The sequence below is a fragment of the Marinomonas sp. genome (assembly GCF_039940335.1).
Classification (GTDB): Bacteria; Pseudomonadota; Gammaproteobacteria; order Pseudomonadales; family Marinomonadaceae; genus Marinomonas.
Map to the genome: position 1 here is coordinate 43,103 of NZ_JBDVGW010000012.1, position 20,062 is coordinate 63,164.

The window sequence follows — 20,062 nt, forward strand, 5'->3', positions numbered from 1 at the left end:
CCTAATTTTTTATTCAAGGACGACTTGTTGGGCATCCTGTAATGAAGCATTGATTTGTTTCCAGCTCAGACCGCTGCGTTTTTTCGCCGCTTTAGGCGCCTGCTGAGTGATTTGAATGAGCTGAGCCGCAATGGATATCGCTATCTCAAAAGGTTGCTTGCCTGCCACGTCTGGTAACCCCACTGGACACTGCACAAAGTCAATTTCTTCCGTACTAAACGATGCGCTAACCAAGCGTTTACGAAACCGCATAGCCTTGGTTTGAGAGCCGATCAGGCCGATAAACCGACAATCTTTGCGATCCAATAATGCCTCCACCAATTGATAATCCAAACTGTGATCATGGGTCATGATCAAAACAATTTCGTTACTGGACATTTGCTCCACATGATCCAACATGCTGGAGTACAAATAGGGCGTTACATTTGATGGCAAGCCCTGCAATTGTTGATCTTGAGCAAGATTGGAACGGCTGTCTACCCAAGCCACTTTCGCCTTCATGTTACCCAACACATTGACTAGGGTTGTCGCTACATGCCCCATACCAAAGATAGTAATCTTGGTGGCCGGTTCAGCAAAATACTCCAGTAGTACATTCACTGTGCCGCCACAACATTGGTTGCCCTTGGCGGCTAATGGAAAGTGTTCAATCACATGGCTTGGTCTATTGGCTTCTTGCAACATAGTACGGGCTTTTTGACAAACCGCGTACTCCAGTTGCCCACCACCAATGGTGTCGAAGCTGTGCTCCTGAGTAATAATCATCTTACTTGATGACTCCCGAGGAGCAGAGCCTTGTGTCCCAATCACAGTGGCAATTACCCAAGCTTGTCCGCTCTTCTCCACATCCGCCAGCGCTTGAATCCAATTCATAGAAGACATCACGGGCGTTTTCCTTCTTTGGCAGCCTGCATTGAGTAATAAACCGCTTCAGGGGTGGCAGGCACAGCTAAAGGCGGCGAAAACTCATAATCACACACACTGGCACACGCATCTTTTAACGCACACCAAACTGAGATACCCAGCATTAATGGTGGCTCACCGACTGCCTTGGAGCGATACACAGACTCTTCACTGTTGGCGCGATCAAAGAGTTTTACCTTGAGCTTTTCAGGCACATCCGCAGAGGTTGGAATCTTATAATTCGCTGGGCTGTTAGTGGTGATGCGACCTTGGTCGTCCCAACATAATTCTTCGCTGGTCAGCCAGCCCATGCCCTGCACAAAAGCCCCTTCAATTTGGCCAATATCAATATCTGAGTTAATGGATTCCCCCACATCGTGCAAAATATCCACCTGAGTGACCTTATATTCCCCAGTAAAGGTATCCACTATCACCTCAGATACCGCGGCACCGTTGGCGTAGTACAAGAAAGGTCGACCTTTGGCCGCTTTACGGTCGTAGCCAATTTTTGGGGTTTTATAAAAACCTGTAGAAGATAACGACACCCGATTGAAATAAGCGAGTTTTACAAATTCAGGAAAGCTTAGTTGCTCATCCCCTACGCTCACCACATCGTCCGTGATCGAAAATTGTTCTGGGCGAATGCCAAAGTGCTCAACAGCAAATTCACACAAACGGCTCTTAATAGTGGTCACTGCATCTAGCGCCGCCATGCCGTTCAAATCTGTCCCCGCCGACGCTGCTGTCGGTGACGCATTTGGGACTTTATCGGTACGGGTGGCACTGACATTGACCCTTTGGTAATCAATACCAAAGGTTTTGGCAACGATCTGAGCCACCTTGGTGTAAAGCCCTTGGCCCATTTCGGTGCCACCATGACTCACGTGCACACTACCATCGGTATAGACATGCACCAGAGCTCCACCCTGATTAAGGTGTTTGGAAGTAAAGGAGATGCCAAATTTCACAGGGGTTAAAGCAAGACCTTTTTTTACAAATGGGTTGCTTTGGTTATAGGCAGTAATCGCCTCACGGCGAGCACGATACTCCGAGCTGGTTTCTAACTCTTCGATCAATTGCAGCAGTACATTTTCATCCACCGTTTGCCCATAAGGGGTTTTGTCTTTATTTTGCTGATAACAATTTAGCTTACGAATATCGAGGGGGTCTTTGCCCACTGTTCGCGCAATTTCTTCCATCACGGTTTCCGCTAAAAGCACACCTTTCGGGCCACCAAAGCCACGAAATGCTGTATTGGAAACCGTATGGGTTTTACCACGATAGCCACTAATGCGAGCGTTGGGTAAATAGTAAGCGTTGTCCGCGTGGAACATGGCTCTATCCACCACACCATCGGAAAGGTCCGCCGTACAGCCACACTTGCCGACCATGTCGTATTCGGCACTGATGATCTCACCTTGCTCTGAAAAGCCCACTTCGTAGCGGTTCCAAAAATCATGGCGCTTACCCGTTTGCACCATATCGTCTTGTCGCGGCATGCGATATTTCACGGCACGACGGTTGCGTACTGCCAATACTGCGGCCATACAAGATAATACGGCGGCTTGAGACTCTTTCCCTCCAAAGCCCCCCCCCATGCGTCGGGTTTCCACCAGAACTTGAGCTACCGATAAGCCCAATACTTTCGCTACTAGTTTTTGTACTTCGGCGGGGTGTTGAGATGAGGCATAGACCATCACACCCCCATCTTCATTGGGGACAGCCACACTGATCTGCCCTTCTAAATAAAAATGCTCTTGGCCTTTAATATACAAATCCGACTTGATTTTATGAGGCGCTCTTGCCATGGCTTCACTGGCATCACCACATTGAATGGTGTGAGTGGGCAATACAAACTCTTGGCGAGATAAGGACTGCTGAGGAATTAACGTTGCTTCTCGTGGTTGATAGCTGATTTCCGCTAAGGCCACCGCTTGTTTTGCTGCTCGTAGACTGGTTGCCGCCACAGCAAAAATAGGCTGACCTATGTAGTGGACGAAATCTCCCGCCAGCAATAGATCGCCACTTAAAACTGGTGATACATCCACTTCACCCGGAATATCCCCTTGCACGATAACATCCACTACCCCTGGGTAAGCACGTACTTTATCAAGGTTAATGGCGGTGATGTCGGCGTGGGCATAAGTGGATTGTCCCGTCGCAATGTGTAATTCATTAGGCCATTCAGGCATGTCGTCTATGTAAATGGCGTCACCAGTCACATGCTTGACCGCCGACTCATGAATCGGCAGAGCCTTACCTTTACCTTGAGTAATGTAATCCTGTGGTAATTTACGCATGGTCTTGCCCTCCTTTACCTGTCAGCGCTGGGACGGCCAGTACTGACTCGGGAACTTGATGACCACTAAAGGTCACAACCGAATGACCAGCGGCTTCTAACCAAGCTTTGCGAATTAAGTTTCGTGCCATGTCGATTCGGTAGGAAGAGCTGGCTCGCACATCGCTAAGGGGTGTTAATTCAGAGGACACTGCTTGTAGAGCGCCAAACAACGCTTGCTCATCACCAATTGCTTGGCCCATTAATGCCTGTTCAGCGTTTACTGCTCGTATGGGTGTTGCGGCCATTCCACCAAAGGCCAGTCTGGCATCGATGAGTTTGTCATCTTCGATCTCGAAGCGAACTGCCAACATAACGCTGGAGATATCATCTTCCATACGTTTTGAGACTTTGTAGAAACGTTGGAACTGTGCCAGTTTGCTAAGGGAGATCTGGAAGTCGACAATCACTTCGTCAGCCATTAACTGAGTAGACTTGTAACCTAGATAAAACTCATTGATGTTAACAATACGTGTCGTGCCATCTGTTTTGAGTAACTGAATGTCCGCATCCAACGCTAATAATAGTGGTGGCATATCGGCAATAGGTGAACCATTAGCCACGTTTCCACCTAGCGTTCCGCGATTACGTATTTGCCGAGAGGCGATACGGCTTAACAATAAATGAATAGGTTCGTATTGACCTTGGCAAAAGCTTTCCAATTCACTGTATGTCACCGCGGCGCCAATGGATAACGTATTACCCTGTTGCATAATGGCCTTCATTTCTGCAATTTGGCTGACATCAATCAGATTATCAAAATCACGATAAGCTTGGGTATTTTCCAACATCAAATCCGTGGCACCGGCCACTAATATTGCCTCTGGGCTGGCGGTTCTGGCCTGTATAAATTGCGCTAGATTTTGCGGTTGACTGTAATTACCTGTAATGGAAGAAGGTTCAGCGAGCGCTGACAATTGCTGTTTAACATCAGCATTTTGTGCCAATAGCGTCCCATGAGGTAAATCCCCCATGGCCAGACCCGCCTCAATGATTGGGCGGTAGCCTGTACAACGGCAAAGGTTTCCTGAAATAGCGTCACATACAGATTGACGATCAATGTCTTGTTTTAACCCTTGTTTATCTTCAAACAAGCTGGTCAGAGATAACACAATACCAGGAGTACAAAAGCCACACTGGGAACCATGACAATCAACCATGGCTTGTTGGGCAGGATGCAAAGACGAGGCTTGCTGAGAAAGATGTTCCACAGATACCACATGGCAAGCCTCTAAAGACTGCACTGGAGTAATACATGAGTTAATGGTTTGGTATTGTAGCGCCCCATCCACAAGGCGACCGACCAATAAAGTGCAAGCGCCACAATCACCGGAGCCACAGCCTTCTTTGGTGCCTGTCAGGCCACATTTTTCACGTAAATAGCGTAAGGCAGAAAAATCGCTGGCCACACTATTGTCTTCAATCAGGGTATCATTTAATAGGAATTTCAAAGCACTCTCCTCGTACAAGTCCAATTAAAATGCAAATATCTGGCCAATCGGTCAAGTATTTTTAAATAATGGACACAAAATCACTGAGAGTCAAAGGTTTAGCTATTGAGTATTACTATCAAAATCTACACTAACTGATTAATTCAATTGTATTTATCGGCGAAATAACGACATATTACCGACAACGGTTCCCAATAAAATACAGACTAACGCAATGATTAAACCCAGTGTCACTTGCTCACCAAACAAGGGTACGGCCATAACGCTCGCCAATAAAGGCACCAATGCCATCAAGGCCCCCATAGTAGTTGCACCCAAAATGTGCACGGCTCGTCCATAACACACAAACTGCACAGCGATGGCCATTATCGCTTGGTAAAAGGCTTGCAACACAATCATATTAGTAGAGACCTCATGGAAAGCTTTGGGCAAGGCGACAAAATAAACCGGTGCAAATAACAAGGTGGTGGCACTTATTACCCCTAACATGGTGTGCCAAGGGGAGAACTTCCAACGGCGCAGCAGTACGGTGAATATCCCCCAGAATACACAGGCAATCACAAAGCCAATATCTCCCTGCAAGTATGAAACATCAGACAATAAGGTTTCGGTCAATAGCGCCAGGATGCCCAGACTACTAATTCCAATACCATACCAAGCTTGGGAGCTATGGCGCTCTCCCGCTAGAAAATAAGCCAACACGGCGATCATGATGGGCATCAGACCCGGTAGCAATAGTGCCCCATGGGTCGCTGGAGCATATTGAAAACCATAAAAAGCCGAAAACGAATAGGCTAAACCGCCGATAGAGCCCAGCACCATCATGCGCCAATGGAAAATGTCTTTACGGTGACGCCAAATAAAGGGTGAGAAAATCACAAAGGCTGTGCCAAAGCGCACCATCATCATATCGGGCAATGCCAATGAAGCGAGTGCACCAGCACGAGAAATTAAAATAAAGCCGGTCCAAATCAGTACCGCAGTTAAGGCAAACAAATAGCCTTTGAAAGCTTCGTTTGTACCATGAGTGTTGGTTGTCATAGGTTGGTTATTCCATTCTCACACCACCATGGTCGATAGCCTTGGCGCAATGTGCTACTGATTAGTATTCAACAAGTTTTCTAGCATCATATAACAAACTCGGTTCACTGCACGGCTTAGTTTCAAACAAAGTTCTAAAGCTGGCCCATCATATGGATTCAAAAAGTGCACGCTTTAAGGCCTGTTTGTCTAATTTTCAAACCACAAGTGTGCAGTTTTAGCTCTCTATTTCAGCTTTCCGCTCTTTTCTATAGCACTAGGATTTTCTTATTTCTTACATGTTTCACCTCCAAATCCATTAATAACCCTATTAAACACAATGACTTATAAAACAGATTAGAGAAGCTTAAAAAACTGGAACGATTGTTGCTAAATAAAAACAAGATGAAACAATCGCATCTTTTATCACTTAAATTAATCAGGGTTTGGAGAAAAATATGAAAGCAGTCATTCGTCTATCCGTTCTTGCTAGTATGATCGCCAGTGCATCTGCTATGGCCGCCGATCAGGTTACCTTTCAGCTAGACTGGCTACCAGGTGGCGACAAAGCCCCGGTATATGTCGGCATCCAAGAAGGTTTTTTTGCTGATGTAGATTTAGAAGTGAAAATTGCCAGTGGCCGCGGTTCTACCGATGCACTAACCAAGATGGCAACAGGTCAGTCCGATATCGGTAGCTCTGATATTGGTGCCCTAATGGCTGCAAGAGCTCAGGACCAAGTACCGGTTGTGGCTGTACTACCTTACTTTACCCAAGCTCCTCATGCTTTCTTTACCTTGTCTAGCAGCGGTATCAAGTCGATTAAAGACTTAAAAGGTAAGAAAATCGCCACCTCTCCTTTCACTTCATCTAATGCCTTCTTGCCATTAGTACTTAAGCAAAATGGCTTATCCGAAAATGATATTAATCTTGTGAAATCTGACCCAGGCGCCCTTTCTCCTATGATGATCACAGGCAATACGGATGCGATTATTGCTTGGGTCACGAATACGGCTTTGTTTAAAACTCAAGCGGCAGGGGCAGGTAAAGAAATCATCGAAATGCCATGGTCGGATTCTGGTTTATCTCTTTACAGTTCTTCTTTGTTAGCGTCAGAACGATTCTTAAGTGAACGTCCTGATGTGGCAAAGCGTTTTGTGAAAGCCTTTGCTAAAGCGGTCAAATTCACCTATGAGCACCCAGACAAAGCAGGCGAAGCGATCCATAGCATCGTTCCTGAAGTAGACGCTGAAGTGGCACAGGCGCAAATTGAGAGCATCACGAACCTAGTCTTTAACGATGTTACTAAAGCTGATGGTTTTGGTCACTTCACATCAGAGCGTATTCAAAAAACTTGGGGATATGTGGCCGAAGCAAATGGCCTAAGTCTTGACTCCCTAGACCCTGCAACCACTGTTAACAGCGCATTCTTTGCGGAGTAATTCCATGGATCAAAATAGCAAATCAGCTTATGTCAGCATGGAAGGGGTGGGTCATAAATTTGACCCACGCCCTGAGGCCCCCATGGTGGTACAAAACATAGACCTCAGCATCCACCGACACGAATTCGTGTCAGTGGTTGGCCCATCAGGCTGTGGTAAATCTACTCTACTGCGCATGGTGGCAGGGCTTTTAATTCCTAGCCAAGGCAAGGTTTCTGTGTTCGATCGCCAAGTGACAGAGCCTAGGGATGATGTGGGTATTGTTTTCCAAAAGGCCAATTTATTGCCTTGGTTAACCGTGCGTAAAAACGTACTTTTCCCGCTCAAACATAAGTACGGCAGCTACACCAGTGCAGATGAAAAACGCGCCAGTGAATTATTAGAAATGGCGGGATTGACCCAATTCGCCGACAAAATGCCAGACGAGTTGTCTGGTGGTATGCAGCAAAGGGTTGGTATTGTTCGTGCCCTGCTGTTGAACCCAGACATTTTATTAATGGATGAGCCCTTTTCTGCTCTGGATGCCTTAACCCGTGAACAAATTGGCTTTGATTTGTTAAACATTTGGCGTGATCACCCAAAAACCGTGCTCTTTATTACTCACTCCATTACTGAGGCCGTGTTGCTGTCTGACCGAATTTTAGTGATGAGCAAGCGCCCAGGCACAGTATTAGATTTAATTGAGGTAGACCTGCCTCGCCCTCGTTCACAAAAAACTATCGCGTCAGAGCGTTTTACTGAACTAACGGATTTAATCAGAGGATATATCTATGAGCCAAACGTACAAGACTAGACCCTGGATCGTGGAACAAGCAGATCGCTTTGCACCTGGGCTGTTTTTTATCGGTCTGGTTCTACTTTGGGAAATAATCTGCCAAGTGGGTAAGGTCCCAAATTATATCCTACCGTCACCTTCGGCTATTTTTTCAGCGTTTTTTGATGTGGAGTTATCTCGCTGGATGGGACACCTTTGGGCAACACTTCGCGTTGCACTAATGGGTTTTGTGCTGTCTATTTGCATCGCTTTACCTTTATCTATCGGCATGATGCGCTCAGAACTGATGAACCGGGTACTTTACCCAGCCTTGATCGTGATTCAATCTACCCCTGTGGTAGCTGTGGCCCCATTAATCATTGTTTTGCTTGGTACGGACGACCCATCACGAGTGTTGATCACCTGTCTGATTACTTTCTTTCCTCTTGTGGTTTCAACCACCACAGGGATGTTGGAAACACCGCCAGAAATGATCGAATTAAGTCAGTCTTTACGTGCACCTCGCTACCGTGAAACTTGGCAAATTCGCATTCCTTATGCGATTCCACACATCTTCAGTGGTCTACGGGTATCCATAACCTTAGCAATTATCGGTGCGGTGGTTGCAGAGTTTGTGGCGGCTGAAGAGGGTCTAGGGTATTTCATCCAGTTCTCCACTTCTTTCTTTAAGATCCCACAGGCCTTTGCTGGGTTGATCTTCCTATCAGTTATCAGCTTGCTGCTATTCAAATCTGTTCATTGGGTGCAAGTATGGCTATTTCCTTGGAGCCTTCCTAAGAAGAAGTGATTAAATATGACACTAAATGATAAAGACACCGATCTACTGCGCCAATCTTTTGCTCTAGCAGAAGAGGCCAAAAAACAAGGCATACACCCTTTTGCAGCTCTTTTAGTGGCTCAAGATGGGGAAGTACTCATGACTCAGGTGAATGGTTATTTGCCAGATCTTGACATGACAGGCCATGCTGAGCGCAAGCTCATGACTCGAGCGAGTAAGAAATACCGTCCGGATTTCTTGGCTAAATGCACCATGTATGTTTCAGCAGAACCTTGCGCCATGTGCGCAGGGGCCGCTTACTGGGCGGGCTTAGGGCGTCTTGTGTATGGTTTGAGTGAAAACCGCTTGAAGCAGATAACCGGGAATCATCCAGAGAACCCAACGCTTGCCCTGCCCTGCCGTCAGGTATTTGACTCAGGTCAACGCCATGTAGAAGTGATTGGGCCTTGCCTAGAAGATGAAGCAGCAGAGTTACAACAAGGTGTGTGGTAACACACCTTGAATTTCCCTTAAAAAATGTAAGGTAATAGAAAAGCGAAAACACCCAATGAAACTGGAGTAGAAGCTGGCAGGTATTAAGCGAACGCTTATACTAGGTCATTGCTCCCCTTAATAGACACTTATTTATTAGGAGGCAGTTATGAGCCACAACTATGCATTAGAAGAACTTAATCGTGAAACCACGTTTGGTGGTGCAGGCATCGAAGCCGATGACCGCGACATTCCACTTATCGATATGAGCAATTTCGCGCAACGTCGCGAAGAAATCAGCGAACAACTCTGGCAAGCCGCCACCCAGATCGGATTTTTCCAACTCACTAATCACGGTATCAGTGAACAAGAAATCTCTTCTGCCTTTAGTGAAGCCAAGCGTTTTTTTGAGCTACCAGAAGCAACTAAAGCTCAATTCCCTCGACCCAAAGGGGTCAATGCTGGCTGGGAAAGCCGCAGTCAAATCCGACCTTCAACCGGCACAAAAGATCAAAAAGAGTCCTTCCAAATTACTCGTTACCACATGGAAAATCTATGGCCGAGTCAGCAACTCCTACCATTTTTCCAAGCCAACACAGAATACTTTGAACAACGCTGCTGGCAATTAGGCATGAAGGTTTTGTCCTGTTTTGCTGACAAGCTCGGCTTTGATCGAGACTTTTTCAGTAACGCTCACGACCCCCAAAGTAGTGACTACCAAAGTACATTGCGTCTGCTGCATTATTTCCCTACGCAAGGCGTTACAGAACAAGGTAAGGTCTGGCGAGCGGGGGCACATACGGACTTTGACTGCCTGACTCTGCTGTTCCAACATCCAGGCCATGGTGGTTTGCAAGTTTGCCCGGGGAAAGAAGCGGACAGCAAACGTTGGACGAATATTCCCCCCTTAGCCAATGTGGTTACCTGCAACATTGGTGATATGTTAATGCGCTGGAGCGATGATAAGCTGGTGTCCAATTTGCACAGAGTACGTCAGCCAAAAATCGATGAATACTGTGGTAGCCGCCATTCAGTTGCCTTTTTCTGCCAAGCGAATAAATCACAAATTATTCAAGGGCCAGAAAAACGTTATCAACCAATCAGTGCGGAAGATTTCTTGAATCAACGCATTCAGGCAAATTTCATGGACAAAGAGCGGTAATTATCTCGCGACACACGCACCTCTCCCCAAAAATACAAAGCACCAATGAGTTTGCCTCATTGGTGCTTTTTGTATTCAACTTGCGCAGATTGAAAGCTAACTTTCTGCCAATGCAGCTAAACGAAAGCCCGCGATCTTATGAACTTGAGCCATAGCCATGGCAAACTCTGTCGCCACGTCATTTGGTGTTCTCGACAAAAATCCCGCCAAAATTTGCTCTTTACTGGCGCCTTTCACCGCCATAATAAAAGGGAAACCAAACTTCTCATGATAAGCATCGTTGAGTTGCAGAAACTGGGTGAGTTCTTCTTCAGAGCATTGATCTAAACCAACACCTGATTGTTCAGATTTCGAGGCATCCGTCATCTCGCCCGCTAAAGCTGCTTTGCCCGCAAGGTCTGGATGTGCTCTAAGTAAAATGAGTTTTTCTTCATCAGAGCTATTCTCAACAATATCGTACATAGCCTGTTTGATTTTTTGTATGTCATCAAAATGACCTTTGGGGTTTTCACACACCATACGCCACAGTTGCTCTGCAACCCAACTAGAATGCTCATAAATATCGGCGAAAGTAGCAATGAATTCTTCTTCTGTCATTGTGCTAAAGGATAAATGCATAGTCATAATCTGCTTCCAGTTAGGCTTCTTTATAAGGAAAGTGCTCGCGCCAATGATGGGCAATATCAATACGTCGACAACACCAAACCTGATCATGTTGCTTCACATATTCTAAAAAGCGTTTTAGTCCTGCGATACGCGCAGGTCGCCCTATTAAGCGACAATGCAAGCCAATCGACATCATTTTAGGGCTTTCTTTGCCTTCTTCGTACAGAGTATCAAAGGCATCCTTTAAATACTGGAAAAAATGCTCACCCGTATTAAAGCCCTGCATTGCAGCAAAACGCATATCATTAGTATCCAGTGTGTAAGGGATAATAAGCTGGGGTTTTTCTTCAATCACTTGCCAGAATGGTAGGTCATCACTGTAATCATCAGCGTTATATAAGAAGCCCCCTTCTTGTGCCACCAGTTTATGAGTATTTGGACCCGTACGACCGGTATACCAACCTAATGGCCTTTCTCCTGTCACTCGGCGAATAATCTCAATGGCTTTTTCCATGTGTTCGCGTTCAGTGGCTTCGTCCACATATTGATAATCAATCCAGCGATAGCCATGACTGCATATTTCATGACCCGCTTGCTGGAAAGCTTTTGCAACCTCAGGGTGTCTTTCAAGCGCCATTGCTACCGCAAAAATGGTCAGTGGAATGTCCATTTCTTTGAATAATTGCAAGATACGCCAAACACCGGCACGACTACCGTACTCGTAGATAGACTCCATACTCATGTGTCGAACGCCAGTACGGGCATCCGCACCAACCATCTCGGATAGAAAGGCTTCTGAAGCAGGGTCCCCGTGTAAAATACAATTCTCTCCCCCTTCTTCGTAATTTAGTACAAACTGTAAAGCAACACGGGCTTTATTCGGCCATTGAGGATGAGGGGGGTTAGAACCATAACCAACCAAGTTTCTTGGGTACCCAGACATTTTTAACTCCTAACAAAATCAGCATAGCAAACACCCACACGGTATTAAGAAGTACTAGGCAGAATGTTAAGCGGCTAGCATGCAATACATGGGGTGCTTACAGATTGGAACAACTGGCACAATTATTGATCACTTTAAAACAAACGTTTCTAAATTGACAATAGAGCTAAAGACAGAGCTTGCAAAAAACAGGCTAGAATTACCAAATACCGTTAATTATTTTAAAAATGATCGAGGGAAAACAATGGGATACTTAACTACGCATATTTTAGATACCACAAAAGGTATTGCCGCTGCTGAGGTCGAGATTCAGCTGTTCAAATACACTCAAGATGGTCAAAAGGTCTTCATTTGCAGTACCCAATCCAATGATGATGGTCGCTGTGATAGCCCATTACTAGCGGAAGATGACTTTAAAAGTGGCATTTATGAATTGGAATTCGCCATCGACAAATACTTTGCCAAGCAAGGAGCAATAGTAGATGAACCAGGCTTTCTCAACACAGTAGTGATTCGCTTTGGTATCAATGATGAAAGCAGTCACTACCACATTCCTTTATTGGTATCGCCCTACTCATACAGTACCTATCGTGGTAGCTAATTGGCTACCGATAGACAAGCACGAAATTTAATCACCATCATGTAGCATAACCCTAGCCGCTTGCACCAAAAAAAACCAACAATTCAGTTTTTTCCTCAAATGGAACAAGCGGCGATTTGTTATGAATCAGCGAACCCCTTTCATTTGCTGGAACGATAGTTTCATATATAAAAAATATGTTTCGATTGTTTCATGGCACAAATCTTGCGATCTAACCAACATGAACGTGATGAACATATCGCGTAAACCGTTTCAATTGATCGCAACCAGTCAAGAATGAAAAGTAAGGAGCTAAGTATGAAAGCACTAATCATAGGAGCAGGGATTGGCGGCATGTCAGCGGCCGCCGCATTAAAACAGCAAGGCATTGAATGTGAAATTTTTGAGGCCGTTAAAGAGATTAAACCTGTGGGTGCTGCACTTTCTATCTGGTCAAATGGCGTAAAGTGCATGAATCATTTGGGCATGGCACACATCATGGATGATCTAGGTGGTCCGATGTTGAGCATGGCTTATCATGATGGGATTTCAGGCACCGCTATGACAGAATTTAGTTTGGCGCCTTTAGTTGAAGCCGTGGGAGAACGCCCTTGCCCTGTTTCACGAGCAGGAATCCAAAGCCAAATGATTGCGTACTGGGGACGAAAAAACATTCACTTTGGTAAACGTGTAGAGCGCGTGTCTCAAACCGAAGACAGTGTTACGGCTTATTTCACAGATGGCAGCAGTGCCACAGGGGACTTTATGATAGCTGCCGATGGAGGCCGATCTATCATTCGTAATCATGTCTTAGGCTATCAAGTGGAGCGTCGTTATGCGGGTTATGTAAACTGGAATGGATTAGTAGATATCGATCCCAATATTGCCCCTGCAGAGCAATGGACAACCTATGTGGCTGAAGGCAAACGTGTATCCATCATGCCAATCGCTGGCGGACAGTTTTACTTTTTCTTCGATGTTCCACTTCCTTTAGGCTTGGAAGAAAACCGAGACACCTTGATAGACGATTTAAAAAGCTATTTTAAAGGCTGGTCAGACCAAGTTCAGCTGTTGATTGATAGTATCAACCCACAAACAACCAACCGAGTTGAAATCCATGACATTGAGCCCTTCCCTACTTTAGTAAAAGGCAATATTGCCTTGCTTGGGGACTCTGCTCACAGTACCACTCCAGATATTGGTCAAGGTGGTTGTTCTGCTATGGAAGACTCAGTCGTATTAGGACAATGTTTCGCTAAGCTTTCCAGCAACCTAACCCATGAAAGCGTAGCACTTGCCCTTAAAGATTATGAAGAGCAACGTCGTGACCGCGTAAAAGACTTAGTCCTTAAAGCGCGTAAGCGTAGCGAAGTGACCCATGGTGAAAACATGCAGGAAACCCAAGCTTGGTACGATGAGCTAAAGCTCGAAACGGGTGAAAACATTATTGCTGGGTTAAAAACGACTATTTTAGGCGGTCCACTAGGCTAACAAAAATATCATTCAAGTTGAACGTAATCCCATAGCAGACATCAAGTTACTTACTTTCAAGTAGTAATTTGATGTCTGCTATGGGCATGGCTTTAGCAAACAACCACCCTTGACCAATCGCATCAGGCGACTTCGCCAAAATGTAATCCACTTCTTGTTGAGTCTCAATCCCTTCAAACACGACAGTCCTTTGAAAATTATCCAATAGCTGACAAATACCATCAAGCGTTATTAATCCCACAGAGTTCGAACTAATACTGTGAGTAAACATACGATCAACTTTAATTTCATCAGACTCTAATTTTGATAACCAAGAAAGGTTACAAAACCCCGTACCAAAATCATCCAAAGAAATTTGATAGCCTTTCATGTAAAAGTCATGAACCGAATAAGAAAGTCCTTCAGTCTCTGTGGCAGAGCGCTCTGCTACCTCTAGAATAATCTGCTTACGGCACAGTCCAAGTCTTTTGACTTCCTCTTCTATAAAGCCTAAGAAATCTGCATCGACTAAATCCTGTACTGATAAATTTAGACTGACGGTAAAATTTTCATGATTTACCAGCAGGCCTTTCGAGTCTTCTAGCACGGTTCTGGTGAGTTGTTTGGTTAGAGTTTTAATGAGCTTCAAATCTTCTGCAAGAGCAATAAAGGTATCTGGAGGTATTGCGCCAAGCCTTTCATCCTGCCATCTAGCTAATGCTTCAACACCAACAATACTACCTGTTTTAAGATTTATTTTAGGTTGATAAAGTGGATATATTTTATTGTTCTGAATGGCAAGCCTGAGTCGGTATTTCAATGTACTCCTGACATTCTTCACATAATACATCGAAAAACAAAAGGCATAGGTAATAATCAACGACAAGAATAACAGAGAGATAACTGCGCTTAACGCGATGTCATATATACCTAACTTATAATCAAACCCAATAATACAATAGCGATAATTTTCAGAGCACAACTCCACACTCAATACACTATTAGGAACTGGAAAAAAATTCGAATTTTTTTTCATTTCCTTCTCTAACTCCCCTACCATTTCCTTATTTACGTTATGAAATACTCGAATCACTCTGTCAGTGTCATAATTTTTAAACACTGCCCCTGAATTTTGATCTGGACTGTCTACGCCAAGGTAAATTGTTGGCATTAGAGTAATAAATATATTTTTGTAATTTAAAATAGCGCGCTTCTCACCAGTATAAAAAAGTCCATCATCTGTTATTAGGATTCGAATGTCTTTGATAGCATTTACTGGAGAAATTTTATATTCAATTTTTTTCGGTGGCTGAAACACACCAATTTTTGACGCACACATAATCTCATCACCCATTATCTTCCCTGCATCCTCTATCAGATAATGATGCGATAAGATCTCTCGTATATTTCTCAAGTAGTGGCGATCACAGCTTGGCTCACCCAATTGATCAATTAAGTCTATGCTTCCATAGATTTGTAAGGAGACTTGTTTAGCTCGAGAAAAAACCTCTTCAACATAGCTATTAAGGCTATCGCGTTCACGCTGAATTATGAACAAGTGAGAGAAATAAAAAACAAATGTCAAAGACAGTAGAAATATAAAGGAGAGAACCAAGAGGTTTTTTCTTTCTAAAAAACCATACAAAGTAGAAAAGTGAATTTTATTTTTCATATGACTTTCAAAAAACATGGCTTTACCTTAATCAGAATCTAATTATTATATTTTTATAATCTTAAAGATAATTGACACAGCCATTGCTTGATGTAGTTTATTGTTAAGAATTACTAGAAATGAAAAAATCTCAGTAAAAAAACCTTAAAGAACATATAACATATTGATTTATATGAACTTTAAATAGAACGTGAAAATCAAAAAATTACAATTAAGCCCCTTCTAAATCGACCTTTTTTGAGCAATCCATTAATCTAATACGAATTAAAAAATTGAAGAAATTTAACACTCAAAAACCTTGTTCGAAGGTTTCAAAACTTTCATTGTGCTTTACGATTAATGAACTCTTTAAGCTCCACCATTGTCATCGCCTTGGCAAAGAGCCAGCCTTGGCCTATAGCGTTGGGAGATTTCGATAAAATGTAGTCAGCCTCTTCCTGAGTCTCAATGCCCTCAAATACGGTTTTCATGTCAAAATTTTTGAGCAGAATACAGATGCTGTCTAAAGTCACTAACCCAATCGATTTTGTACTAATACTATGGGTAAACATTCGATCGATCTTTATTTCATTCGACTCTAGTTTAGATAACCAAGATAAGTTACAAAAACCTGTACCAAAATCATCTAGTGAAATTTGATAACCTTTTTCATAGAAGTCGTGTACAGAGTTAGATAAATCATCACTTTCTGTCGCTGAACGTTCAGTAATTTCTAGAATAATTTGTTGACGACATATTCCATGTCTATCAACTTCATCTTCCAAAAAATTTAAGAAATCAGGACCCGCTAAGTCCTGTACAGATAGATTAATACTCACGGTAAATGCTTTGTTGTTATGTAGCAGCTCTTTCGATTCGTCCAATACGAGTTTGGTGATACTTTTGGTAACTTTCTGAATGATCTTCATATCTTCAGCCAGTTCAATAAATTCATCTGGCGGTACAAATCCTAATTTATCATCTTCCCATCTAGCTAACGCCTCAACGCCAATAACAGAGCCTGTTTCAAGGTTTATCTTGGGTTGATACAGTGGATAAAATCCATCTTTTTTTATCGCCAGCATCAGACGATATTTCATTGTTTCTTTCGTACTTTTGAAATAAGAAAAAGAAATAAAAATAGTATAAGAAAGTAAAATTGAAAGACTTATCAATAACATAAGAATATCGTTATGAAGACCATATACGCCTATTTTATAATCTACTGCATTCACGCAATACGTATACCGAATAGAGCAGTTTTTAACACTTACGATGCGATTTGGAAAAGGAACATACTGACTCAAAAAACCAATTTGTTCCGTATTCATATTTACCCGTTTGAGCTTCAAGTTATAGTGCTCTCTGAACACTATTTTCCTCACAGAGCTCATGATAACAGCTCCAGTGTATTCATTTGGAAAATCAATACCTATGTATAGATTAGGAGCAATAGTGATAAAAATGTTTTTGTATTTAAAAATAGTTCTTTTTTCTCCAGCATAAAAAAGTTCATCCTTCGAGAGTAGAACATCAATTTTCTCAATTGCACTCTGTACAAAGAGTGCAGGATTAATAAATTTTGGCTCTTCTAAAACCCCTATTTTTGCAGTGCAAGCCACTTTATAATTTTCGATAATACCAGCATCTTCAATCAAGTAATAATGAGATAATATACTTCTGAGCCCACCAAGGTCTTCTTTAGCACATGATGAATGGTTTTTTGCATCGGCAAGAAGTAAAACATCTTGAATTTGTTGTGCGGCCTTATCTGTTCTTTCAAGAATTTCGTAACTATAGTCATGCATCACTTTAATTTCGTTTTTAACCAATAGAATATGAGCAATTAAAAACGTTAGAGTAGAAACACTTAAAAAAGTAATCATTAGCACGTATAGATTTGATCCGCCAAAACTCTTGAAGAGGGAAGACATCAAGATTTGATTATTTTTAGTGATCCCTATGGTCATAATCAAGCTCGAACGTAATAAAGGAAAATTTGAAAAATGCCAACCAAATTACTGGCTAGACTCATACATGAATAATGTAATTTAAGAGGAGGAGAAAACGTGTATTTTAATGTTACACAGAAAGGAAAGAGCAAAAAAACATCATTTTTTTGCTCACAAATAAATACAAACAACTGGTCGAAAAGGTTTTATTTCAAAGTACATATTAAAGTAATGTTACAGCGACATGAATGCCATAACCAGCTCAGTTACTTCTGGCAACAAAGTAACTGTCGGTGAATTTAGCTCTGTACATATTTTTTTCAGCTCAATCGCATGGGCTTGAGAGTGGGCTTGCCAAGCCACTACCGCTTCTTTTACCTGTTCAAGTGAATCGTCTAACTGGATTGGCACGCCTATCCCTATTAACCCTTCTTTGAGGTCAGTTTCATCCACTAAATCTACGATCATCATAATAGTTATAACCTCTTCAACGAATCACTTTTTCTTCAATGAGCAGATCAAATACCGCTTGGGCTTTTTCATCAACAGACTCTTTTAACAACACTTTGCCGCCACTAGACTGAGCTTTAGCGGTAGCCGCTTTCATACGTTCAGCAGCATTTTTGGTCTTAACGACCTTCATACGTTTAGCCCTTGGTTTAGCCGGTACGACTTGCCACTGCGTCGTAGCTTGATCCAAACAATTTGCCACATCATGCTCTTCAATACCAGCCCGCAAACCAACAGCAAAGGCCGATTGTCGAGCCTCTTTAGCTGCCGAGCTGACACTCGCAACGAAAGGCATTTTTACGCTCACGGCCCGTCGTTGACCACGAGGTAAAGCCAACAGTAATTGAGCCTCATCATCATGAATCGCCACGATTTCTGCCACACCAGAAACCATAGGCCAAGCTAATTTTTCCGCCAGTAAATAGGGCAACATGCCCGAAGACTCACCACTCTCTGAGCGTTGGCCGGTAAAAACAATTTGTGGGTCATGTTTGGCTATGTAGTCCAAAAAGACGGGGAGGGCATCGTCATCTTGGTCTTGTTTTAACACCACCATTTTTTTGACGCCCATGCCGGCGTAGTGACGCAACACTGGATTATCCGGATTTCCCGCGTGTATGATTGAAAATTCTTCAGCAGATAGATTAAGCCCCATCTCAACCGCTTTCGCATCTTGATCCCCCCGACGCGGACGACCAGACTGCGGGTGACGGCCAATAGCAACTAAGCTGAGAACCTTACCGCACTCAAGTGAGCGTTGTGCATTAGTCATCCTTAAATTTCCTCCTGAGCAGCGTTTTGCTGATACTGAACCATCAACTGATTTAAAGCTTGAAGTAGCTCCGTACTGTCTGCGATCACAGCAAGGTCGGCGCGCTTAACCATGTCGCAACCCACATCCGTATTAATGGCAATCACCTTGTCACATTGGCCAATGCCCTGCATGTGCTGAATGGCGCCAGAAATCCCTACTGCCACGTAGACTCTGGCAGTTACCCAGGTGCCACTAGCGCCCACTTGTCGGGAGCGTGGCATGTTGCCATCATCCACGGCGACACGACTCGCCCCTTCTGTTGCGCCTAACATCTGTGCCGTTTGATGGAAAACAGACCAATCTTCTATACCGTTACCGGCCGACAAAATAAACTCTGCTTCACTCAAAGGAACCGCATTCGGGTCCACTGCCATTAGACCATGATCAACAATAAGTGACGGTTCACTAAACTCCTGAGACGACACCGTTAGCACCTTCACTTGATGTCGAGTTTCATCAATAGGTTGGGCACACTCTTCAAGCAGAACGAGAATCCGTGAGGCTTTACGGTGAATATCTGTGCTTGCTGATGCTCCTCTGGAAATCACCTCTTGTCGATTTGCAGACCAAACTTGGCTGACAGCACGCTCACCGGTTTTCGCCGACAAACGACAGGCAAGATCGGTTCCTCCATGAATACTTTCTGGAAATAACCAAAACTCAGGACAATATTGCTGCTCGACTTGTAGAAGCTTTTGAATTTGTAGTTCTGGCGCAAAACCATCAACGTCTTGTCCGTCAAAATGAATCAACCTGTCCACACCCGCTGTATCAAAGTGGCTTTCCTTCATCTCACCAAAACATACTAGTGCTACCGCGCCATTGCGCCCATCGATAAGCTCATGAGCAAGCCCTACAATATCCTTATCGTGGGCGCTTAAACGCCCACCCACCATGTCCGCCACCACCATGATGTAAAAGTCAGGGTTCTCAACTATGTGTAAAGGCAACTCAACCTGTTGATTGGCGCTAGAGGCTTTATGTGAAGTAAGTAAGCCCACCGAGGCGTTTGAGCGGTCAATACGCTTAAGGCCATTGGGGCCCATATAACCCTTATTGTGCGGGTTCTTTCTCAGTAAGCCTGTTGGTCCACGTGTTTCCCCTACTTGGCGAGCAATAAGTGCTTCGTGTAAGGGGTGCAAACGATTGCGCAATATGCGCTCTGTTCTTGGGTCTTTGCGTAATACGTCACTCAT

Annotated in this window: 18 protein-coding genes; 7 read left to right on the forward strand and 11 right to left on the reverse strand. The window is 43.7% G+C overall.

Going from position 1 to position 20,062, the window contains the following annotated elements:
- Nucleotides 1–9 precede the first annotated feature (9 nt).
- The 4 genes from xdhC to ABJF92_RS07645 all read right to left on the reverse strand — a co-directional run bounded on the left by xdhC (nt 10) and on the right by ABJF92_RS07645 (nt 5,733).
- Nucleotides 10–882 carry a xanthine dehydrogenase accessory protein XdhC gene (gene xdhC / locus ABJF92_RS07630; RefSeq protein ID WP_446815197.1) on the reverse strand — a complete coding sequence of 291 codons (873 nt, stop codon included), beginning with the start codon at nt 880–882 and terminating at the stop codon, nt 10–12.
- Nucleotides 882–3,203, reverse strand: a complete 2,322-nt coding sequence (gene xdhB / locus ABJF92_RS07635; RefSeq protein WP_446815198.1) for a xanthine dehydrogenase molybdopterin binding subunit — start codon at nt 3,201–3,203, stop codon at nt 882–884. Before xdhB ends, xdhC begins: the two co-directional genes overlap by 1 nt.
- Nucleotides 3,196–4,692, reverse strand: coding sequence for a xanthine dehydrogenase small subunit (gene xdhA / locus ABJF92_RS07640; protein WP_446815199.1), 1,497 nt, complete (start codon nt 4,690–4,692; stop codon nt 3,196–3,198). The genes xdhB and xdhA overlap by 8 nt, the downstream gene beginning before the upstream one ends.
- Before the next feature lie 153 nt (nt 4,693–4,845).
- Nucleotides 4,846–5,733, reverse strand: a complete 888-nt coding sequence (locus tag ABJF92_RS07645) for a DMT family transporter (RefSeq protein WP_446815200.1) — start codon at nt 5,731–5,733, stop codon at nt 4,846–4,848.
- 437 nt (nt 5,734–6,170) lie between these two features.
- On the opposite strand from ABJF92_RS07645, the gene ABJF92_RS07650 reads away from it, so the two are divergent.
- From ABJF92_RS07650 to ABJF92_RS07670, 5 genes are all read left to right on the forward strand, one after another.
- Nucleotides 6,171–7,154 carry an ABC transporter substrate-binding protein gene (locus tag ABJF92_RS07650; protein WP_446815201.1) on the forward strand — a complete coding sequence of 328 codons (984 nt, stop codon included), beginning with the start codon at nt 6,171–6,173 and terminating at the stop codon, nt 7,152–7,154.
- A 4-nt stretch (nt 7,155–7,158) separates the two neighbouring features.
- A complete protein-coding gene (locus ABJF92_RS07655) occupies nt 7,159–7,947 on the forward strand; it encodes an ABC transporter ATP-binding protein (RefSeq protein WP_446815202.1) in 789 nt (262 codons plus the stop codon).
- On the forward strand, nt 7,925–8,716 hold the full coding sequence (locus ABJF92_RS07660) for an ABC transporter permease (protein WP_446815203.1): 792 nt from the start codon (nt 7,925–7,927) through the stop codon (nt 8,714–8,716). The genes ABJF92_RS07655 and ABJF92_RS07660 overlap by 23 nt, the downstream gene beginning before the upstream one ends.
- Before the next feature lie 6 nt (nt 8,717–8,722).
- Nucleotides 8,723–9,199 carry a nucleoside deaminase gene (locus ABJF92_RS07665; RefSeq protein ID WP_446815204.1) on the forward strand — a complete coding sequence of 159 codons (477 nt, stop codon included), beginning with the start codon at nt 8,723–8,725 and terminating at the stop codon, nt 9,197–9,199.
- Between the two features lie 148 nt (nt 9,200–9,347).
- Entirely contained in the window at nt 9,348–10,340 is a 993-nt protein-coding gene (locus ABJF92_RS07670; RefSeq protein ID WP_446815205.1) for an isopenicillin N synthase family dioxygenase, read from the forward strand.
- Nucleotides 10,341–10,436: 96 nt separating this feature from the next.
- Here ABJF92_RS07670 and uraD read toward each other — a convergent pair whose 3' ends face one another.
- Both uraD and puuE read right to left on the reverse strand, forming a co-directional pair.
- Nucleotides 10,437–10,964, reverse strand: coding sequence for a 2-oxo-4-hydroxy-4-carboxy-5-ureidoimidazoline decarboxylase (gene uraD / locus ABJF92_RS07675; RefSeq protein ID WP_446815206.1), 528 nt, complete (start codon nt 10,962–10,964; stop codon nt 10,437–10,439).
- Between the two features lie 13 nt (nt 10,965–10,977).
- Nucleotides 10,978–11,889: an allantoinase PuuE gene (gene puuE / locus ABJF92_RS07680; protein ID WP_446815207.1), complete on the reverse strand. Its 912-nt coding sequence runs from the start codon at nt 11,887–11,889 to the stop codon at nt 10,978–10,980.
- A gap of 244 nt (nt 11,890–12,133) precedes the next feature.
- Here puuE and uraH point away from each other — a divergent pair, with 244 nt between their 5' ends.
- Complete coding sequence (gene uraH / locus ABJF92_RS07685) at nt 12,134–12,490, forward strand: hydroxyisourate hydrolase (protein ID WP_446815208.1); 357 nt, start codon at nt 12,134–12,136, stop codon at nt 12,488–12,490.
- Between the two features lie 297 nt (nt 12,491–12,787).
- Nucleotides 12,788–13,960, forward strand: coding sequence for an FAD-dependent urate hydroxylase HpxO (gene hpxO / locus ABJF92_RS07690; RefSeq protein WP_446815209.1), 1,173 nt, complete (start codon nt 12,788–12,790; stop codon nt 13,958–13,960).
- 46 nt (nt 13,961–14,006) lie between these two features.
- Here hpxO and ABJF92_RS07695 read toward each other — a convergent pair whose 3' ends face one another.
- The 5 genes from ABJF92_RS07695 to etfA all read right to left on the reverse strand — a co-directional run bounded on the left by ABJF92_RS07695 (nt 14,007) and on the right by etfA (nt 20,062).
- Nucleotides 14,007–15,629 (reverse strand): EAL domain-containing protein, encoded by a 1,623-nt coding sequence (locus ABJF92_RS07695; protein WP_446815210.1) that lies wholly within the window; start codon nt 15,627–15,629, stop codon nt 14,007–14,009.
- Between the two features lie 302 nt (nt 15,630–15,931).
- Nucleotides 15,932–17,560 carry an EAL domain-containing protein gene (locus ABJF92_RS07700; RefSeq protein ID WP_446815211.1) on the reverse strand — a complete coding sequence of 543 codons (1,629 nt, stop codon included), beginning with the start codon at nt 17,558–17,560 and terminating at the stop codon, nt 15,932–15,934.
- A gap of 216 nt (nt 17,561–17,776) precedes the next feature.
- Nucleotides 17,777–18,013, reverse strand: coding sequence for a hypothetical protein (locus ABJF92_RS07705; RefSeq protein ID WP_446815212.1), 237 nt, complete (start codon nt 18,011–18,013; stop codon nt 17,777–17,779).
- Between the two features lie 16 nt (nt 18,014–18,029).
- A complete protein-coding gene (gene etfB, locus ABJF92_RS07710) occupies nt 18,030–18,824 on the reverse strand; it encodes an electron transfer flavoprotein subunit beta (RefSeq protein WP_446815213.1) in 795 nt (264 codons plus the stop codon).
- Between the two features lie 2 nt (nt 18,825–18,826).
- Nucleotides 18,827–20,062 (reverse strand): electron transfer flavoprotein subunit alpha, encoded by a 1,236-nt coding sequence (gene etfA, locus ABJF92_RS07715; RefSeq protein WP_446815214.1) that lies wholly within the window; start codon nt 20,060–20,062, stop codon nt 18,827–18,829.

Coding starts and splice junctions, on each gene's coding strand:
- ABJF92_RS07655 (WP_446815202.1), top strand. CDS start 7,159: ATGGATCAAAATAGCAAATCAGCTTATGTCAGCATGGAAGGGGTGGGT.
- ABJF92_RS07695 (WP_446815210.1), bottom strand. CDS start 15,629: ATGTTTTTTGAAAGTCATATGAAAAATAAAATTCACTTTTCTACTTTG.
- etfB (WP_446815213.1), bottom strand. CDS start 18,824: ATGACTAATGCACAACGCTCACTTGAGTGCGGTAAGGTTCTCAGCTTA.
- ABJF92_RS07700 (WP_446815211.1), bottom strand. CDS start 17,560: ATGACCATAGGGATCACTAAAAATAATCAAATCTTGATGTCTTCCCTC.
- ABJF92_RS07670 (WP_446815205.1), top strand. CDS start 9,348: ATGAGCCACAACTATGCATTAGAAGAACTTAATCGTGAAACCACGTTT.
- uraH (WP_446815208.1), top strand. CDS start 12,134: ATGGGATACTTAACTACGCATATTTTAGATACCACAAAAGGTATTGCC.
- xdhB (WP_446815198.1), bottom strand. CDS start 3,203: ATGCGTAAATTACCACAGGATTACATTACTCAAGGTAAAGGTAAGGCT.
- xdhC (WP_446815197.1), bottom strand. CDS start 882: ATGTCTTCTATGAATTGGATTCAAGCGCTGGCGGATGTGGAGAAGAGC.
- uraD (WP_446815206.1), bottom strand. CDS start 10,964: ATGACTATGCATTTATCCTTTAGCACAATGACAGAAGAAGAATTCATT.
- ABJF92_RS07645 (WP_446815200.1), bottom strand. CDS start 5,733: ATGACAACCAACACTCATGGTACAAACGAAGCTTTCAAAGGCTATTTG.
- ABJF92_RS07705 (WP_446815212.1), bottom strand. CDS start 18,013: ATGATGATCGTAGATTTAGTGGATGAAACTGACCTCAAAGAAGGGTTA.
- etfA (WP_446815214.1), bottom strand. CDS start 20,062: ATGAGTGACGTATTACGCAAAGACCCAAGAACAGAGCGCATATTGCGC.
- ABJF92_RS07650 (WP_446815201.1), top strand. CDS start 6,171: ATGAAAGCAGTCATTCGTCTATCCGTTCTTGCTAGTATGATCGCCAGT.
- hpxO (WP_446815209.1), top strand. CDS start 12,788: ATGAAAGCACTAATCATAGGAGCAGGGATTGGCGGCATGTCAGCGGCC.
- ABJF92_RS07665 (WP_446815204.1), top strand. CDS start 8,723: ATGACACTAAATGATAAAGACACCGATCTACTGCGCCAATCTTTTGCT.
- ABJF92_RS07660 (WP_446815203.1), top strand. CDS start 7,925: ATGAGCCAAACGTACAAGACTAGACCCTGGATCGTGGAACAAGCAGAT.
- puuE (WP_446815207.1), bottom strand. CDS start 11,889: ATGTCTGGGTACCCAAGAAACTTGGTTGGTTATGGTTCTAACCCCCCT.